This window comes from uncultured Methanobrevibacter sp. (genome assembly GCF_902774605.1).
In the GTDB taxonomy this organism is placed as follows: Archaea; Methanobacteriota; Methanobacteria; order Methanobacteriales; family Methanobacteriaceae; genus Methanocatella.
The window spans coordinates 1-5769 of record NZ_CACYJE010000079.1; the positions used below are offsets into that span (position 1 = coordinate 1).

General features: G+C 44.0%; 3 protein-coding genes and 1 pseudogene. All 4 read right to left on the reverse strand.

Going from position 1 to position 5769, the window contains the following annotated elements; genetic code table 11:
- Nucleotides 1-2180: excinuclease ABC subunit UvrA (gene uvrA, locus QZU77_RS10195; protein WP_295603763.1), on the reverse strand; the 2180-nt coding region annotated here is incomplete at its 3' end.
- Nucleotides 2181-2309: 129 nt separating this feature from the next.
- A pseudogene (locus QZU77_RS10200) lies at nucleotides 2310-2647 on the reverse strand (P-II family nitrogen regulator).
- Between the two features lie 16 nt (nucleotides 2648-2663).
- Complete coding sequence (locus QZU77_RS10205) at nucleotides 2664-3872, reverse strand: ammonium transporter (RefSeq protein ID WP_394350531.1); 1209 nt, start codon at nucleotides 3870-3872, stop codon at nucleotides 2664-2666.
- A gap of 118 nt (nucleotides 3873-3990) precedes the next feature.
- Nucleotides 3991-5769: excinuclease ABC subunit UvrB (uvrB, locus tag QZU77_RS10210; RefSeq protein WP_295603765.1), on the reverse strand; the 1779-nt coding region annotated here is incomplete at its 5' end.

Consider the following 5769-nt stretch of genomic DNA (forward strand, 5'->3'; position numbering starts at 1 on the left):
GACTCCGGAGTGTTGGCGAACAGGTCACGGATGTCTGTGAATACTCCAGTGTATGTTGCGGGGTTTGATCTTGGAGTTCTTCCAATAGGTTTCTGGTCGATTGCAATCACCTTGTCAATGTTTTCTAACCCTTCGATTTCCTTGTATTTTCCTGCAAACATGAATTTCTTGGACAGTTTGCCCTGGGCACCCTTATAAAGGATTTCATTGATTAAGCTGCTTTTGCCTGAACCGCTCACACCGGTTACGCATGTGAACTTGCCCAATGGGATTTCAACATCAATGTTTTTAAGGTTGTTCTGCTCAGCCCCGATGATTTTTATGAAGTTGCCGTTTCCAGGCCTTCTCTCATTTGGAATATCAATCTTTTTGACTCTTGAGATGTATTGGCCTGTGATGGAGTCTGGATTGTTCATTATATCCAATGGTGTTCCCTGAGCCACAACCTTACCACCGTGCTCACCGGCACCGGGTCCGATGTCCACAACATGGTCTGCTGAGAGGATGGTTTCCTCATCGTGTTCAACCACCACTAAAGTGTTTCCAAGGTCCTTGAGCCTTTTCAGTGCTTCTATGAGTTTGATGTTGTCCCTTTGGTGCAGACCGATACTTGGCTCGTCAAGAATGTAGAGCACTCCCACCAGACCTGATCCGATTTGTGTTGCCAGACGGATACGCTGTGCCTCTCCACCGGACAGGGTACCTGATGACCTTGACATTGACAGGTAATCAAGTCCCACTTCAACAAGGAAGCTTAAGCGTTCCTTGATTTCTTTCAATACTTCTTTTGCAATGAAGTTTTCACGCTCTGTCAATTCCAAGTCCTGGAAGAATTGATAGGAGTCCTTAATTGCAAGGTCACAAACGTCAATGATTGATTTTCCACCAACTGTAACGGCCAATATTTCAGGCCTTAAACGTTTACCGTCACAAACATAACATTTCCTATCAGACATGAATTTTGAAAGGTATTTTCTTGAATAGCTTGACTTGGTTTCAAAGTACAGCCTCTGCATTCTTGGAACAACACCCTCGAATTTACGGTTGACCATATATGACTTGTTTCTTCTTTTGAAATTGAACGGTATCTTTTCATTGCATCCGAATAATAATATATCCTGATTTTCCTTGCTTAACTCTTCAAATGGTGTGTCCATGCTGAATTTGAAGTGCTTGGATACTGCGTCAAGCATTTGGAAGTAATAGTTTTCCCTTTTGGCGGAGCTTGCCCATGGCACAATTGCCCCCTCGTTTAGGGATAATGACTTGTCCGGAACCACCAAATCAGGGTCGATTTCCATTTTGGAACCGATACCGTTACATTCAGGACATGCACCCTGCGGAGCGTTGAATGAGAACATCCTTGGAGTCAATTCCTCAAAGTTTATTCCACAGTCAACACATGCAAAGTGTTCTGAATATTTCTTCTCGTATTCCTTGTCTCCGTCATCGAACAGTACTGTGATTAGTCCGTCGGTGAATCCTGCTGCGGTTTCAAGTGAATCGACCAGTCTTCTTTTAAAGTCAACGTCACGCCTTATCTTGAGCCTGTCAACCACGACATCTATGTCATGCCTGTAGGTTTTTGCAAGACTTATGTCTTCATCCAAGTCACGGACTTCACCGTCTATGCGTGCCCTTACAAATCCCTTGTTCCTAAGGTCTTCGAGGACATCCTTGAATTGTCCCTTCTTGTCACGCACGATTGGGGACAATATTTGGACTTTAACTCCTTCACCTTCCTCGATGATGGAGTCTCCGATTTGTCCAATGGTTTGGTGAGATATTTCTTTTCCACAATTCGGACAGTGCGGAATGCCTATTCTTGCAAACAATAATCTCAAGTAATCATAAATTTCTGTAATTGTTCCTACAGTTGATCTTGGGTTTTCCCTTGTTGTCTTCTGGTCTATTGAAATGGCGGGGGACAATCCTTCTATGGATTCCATTTCAGGCTTTTTCATCTGCCCTAAAAATTGTCTTGCATAAGCGGATAATGATTCAACATATCTGCGCTGTCCTTCAGCATAGATTGTATCAAAAGCCAGGGAAGACTTTCCAGATCCACTGAGACCTGTAATTACAATGAATTCATCACGAGGCACAGTAACATCAATATCCTGAAGATTATGCTCACGTGCGCCCTTGATGACTATTTGTTTTTTATCGCTGTCTACCATAATACTCTCCTAAATTTAGTTATATTATATTAGAATTAACTAGTTTATAAAGTATTAGAGAGAGCATGTGATGAGTAAAAAAAAGTTGGAAAATGTGGAGAGAATAATCCACATTTCAAATTAAATACATTAAACGGCCTCGGAACCTCTCTCACCGGTTCTGATTCTTATGACTTCTTCAACGTCGGAGACGAATATTTTTCCATCCCCAACTTCGCCGGTTCTGGCGCTTTCAAGAATAATGTTTATAACATCATCCTTGTCCTCATCATTGACTATCAGCTCAACTCTGGTTTTCGGTATCAAGTCTATGCAGTAACTGGAGCCCCGTATGATTCCTTAACGCCCAATTGCCTTCCTCTTCCTTTAACAGTGGAAACGTTCATTCCTTCACATCCCGCTGCAAGAAGTGCTGTTTTAACGTTTTCAAACATTTCCTCACGAATGACTGCAATGATTCTTTTCATATTATCACCTTAAATGTTATAGCCTGTATCCTGATTCCTCGTGCAATGCGGAATCCAGACCGCTTATCTCTTCTCTGTCTTCCACTCTCAATCCAATTGTCAAGTCAAGGACTTTCGCTATCAATAGACTTACGATGAATGTGTAGGCGGCTGTTGCCACCACGGCTATCACCTGTATTACGAATTGTTCAGGGTTTCCGTAGAACAGTCCTGCAATGCCGTTTATTGCAGGTGATGCAAAAAGCCCTGTTGCGATTAGTCCCCATACGCCAGAGAGTCCGTGAACTCCGAATACATCCAATGCATCATCGTAGCCGAATTTGGCCTTAAGATTGTACACTGCATAGTATGAGATTAATGAGGCTCCCAGTCCGATGACTATTGAACCTGAAAATGATACGAATCCCGCTGCAGGTGTTATTGCAACGAGTCCTGCAACGGCACCAGTGATTGCACCCAGCACTGTTGGCTTTCCAACTTTCACAGTGTCCAATATCACCCATGTAATCATTGCAACCGCTGCAGCTGTGTTTGATACTAGTATTGCTGAGCCTGCAAGTCCATTTGCGGCGAGTGCTGATCCTCCGTTGAATCCCATCCATCCGAACCATAAGAATCCTGCTCCAAGGATTGAGTATCCTAAATTATGCGGAAGCAATGAGGTGTCTCTTCTTTTTCCCAGTATCATTGCCAATGCAAGAGCTGAAAATCCGGAGTTGACCTCGACTGCGACTCCACCTGCGAAATCTACTGCACCCATGTTCATGAGCCATCCTCCACCCCAGATCCAATGGCATACCGGGATGTAGACTATTGTTACCCAAATTATTATGAATATCACCCATGCCTTGGTCTTCATTCTTCCAACGATTGAGCCTGACACGATTGCAGCGGTCAGTGCTGCGAATGTCAGCTCGAATGCTATGAACACGAATGTTGGAATTGAACCTGTCAGGGAATCCACTCCTATTCCTTCCAGAAAGAGGTTTTGTGGCACTCCGATTAATCCGAATATGCTTGTTGTGGCGAATGATAGCTGATAGCCGTACATCAGCCATATGAGGCTTGCTATTGCAAATGCTATCAATGATAGAAACATTGTGTTTAAAACGTTTTTTCTTTTCGATAATCCTCCATAAAAGAATGCTATTCCTGGAACACTCATTAAAAGCACCATTATTGTTGCAACGAGCATCCATGCCGTATTTCCTGTACTTAATACCATGATAATCACTGAAAATTAATTAAAAATTATTAGTCGGAAGATACTTTCCGATATAATATTTTGCAAAAGAAGTATATAAATGTTAAGATTTTGAAAAAAATAAGTGATTAAATGAAAATCACTTGTCGAAACCCTTCAAGGCATAAAGCTTATTTCTCAGCTCAGCTGCACGCTCAAAGTCAAGCCTGGCCGCAGCCTCCTTCATGTCCTTTTCAAGGTCCTTGATCAATAAGCGAAGCTCATCTTTTGGCATTTGGTCAACTTCAGCACCGGTGAGACCCTTATATTTCTCCTCTTCCTCAGCGAGTTTCTCCTTCAAGGTCCTTGTAGTGGATTTAGGAGTAATGCCATGAACCTCATTGTACTTCATCTGAAGCTTGCGCCTCTTAAGGGTAATGTCATAAGCGTTCCTGACCGAATCGGTCATGTCATCAACATACATTATAACCCTACCATTGACGTTTCTTGCCGCACGGCCAATGGTCTGTATGAGAGAGGTTTCATTCCTCAAAAACCCTTCCTTGTCCGCATCCAATATGGCCACCAGAGAGACTTCCGGAAGATCCAAACCTTCCCTTAAAAGGTTCACTCCAACCAGCACGTCGAACTTACCGCGCCTCAAATCATCAACGATGTCAATGCGCTCCAAAGTGTCAATCTCGGAGTGCATATACCTTACCTTGACGCCTATTCTGGCATAGTAGTCAGTCAGGTCCTCAGCCATCCTCTTGGTCAATGTGGTTACAAGAACCCTCTCATCCTTCTCGGCGGTCAACCTGACCTCCTTAAGCAAGTCCTCAACCTGGCCGGTCACCGGCCTGATCAACACTTCAGGGTCAACCAAACCTGTTGGCCTGATGATCTGCTCAACGACATTGCGGGATTTTGCAAGCTCATACTGACCAGGTGTTGCAGATACGTAAATCACCTGATTGACCGAGGATTCAAACTCATCGAAACGCAATGGACGGTTCTCCTTAGCGGAAGGCAATCTGAAACCGTGCTCAACCAATGTTTCCTTACGAGCACGGTCACCATTATACATTCCCCTGATTTGCGGAACGGTAACGTGGGACTCGTCAATGATTGTTAGGAAATCATCCGGGAAGTACTTTAACAGAGAATAAGGCTTTTCACCCCATTCACGCCCAGACAAGTGCATTGAATAGTTCTCAACCCCTGGGCAGTAACCCATCTCCCGGAGCATTTCAATATCAAAACGGGTACGCTGCTCCAACCTCTGGGCCTCCAATAATTTCCCCATCGCATTCAATTCAGACAATCTCTCATCCAATTCATGAGATATCTTAGTTATTGCAGTGTCCATCTTGTCCTGGCCGACAACGAAGTGCTTTGCAGGGAAAATCATGTATCTTTGAAGGGATTCCTGCTTCTTGCCCGTTACCTTGTCAATCAAGCTGATGGCATCAATCTCATCGCCGAAAAGTTCAATCCTTATCGGAGGTGTTCCATGAACAGGGTTTATCTCTATAACATCCCCGCGCACCCTGAATTGACCACGGTCAAATTCAATGTCATTGCGCTCATACTGCATGAAAACAAGTTTTGCAAGGATTTCCGACCTGTCGTAAATGTCGCCGACGTTTATTCCGAAAGCGAATTCCCCATAATCCTCCGGTGAACCGATACCGTAGATGCAGCTGACACTGCTGACCACAATGACGTCATCACGTGAAAGCAGGGATTGTGTTGCTGAGTGCCTCATTATATCAATGTCCTCATTGATGGATGCCTCCTTGTCAATGAAGGTGTCTGTACGAGGCACGTAGGCTTCAGGCTGATAGTAATCATAATAGCTGACAAAGTACTCGACAGCATTGTCCGGGAAAAATTCCTTGAACTCCTCATACAGCTGGGCTGCAAGGGTCTTGTTGTG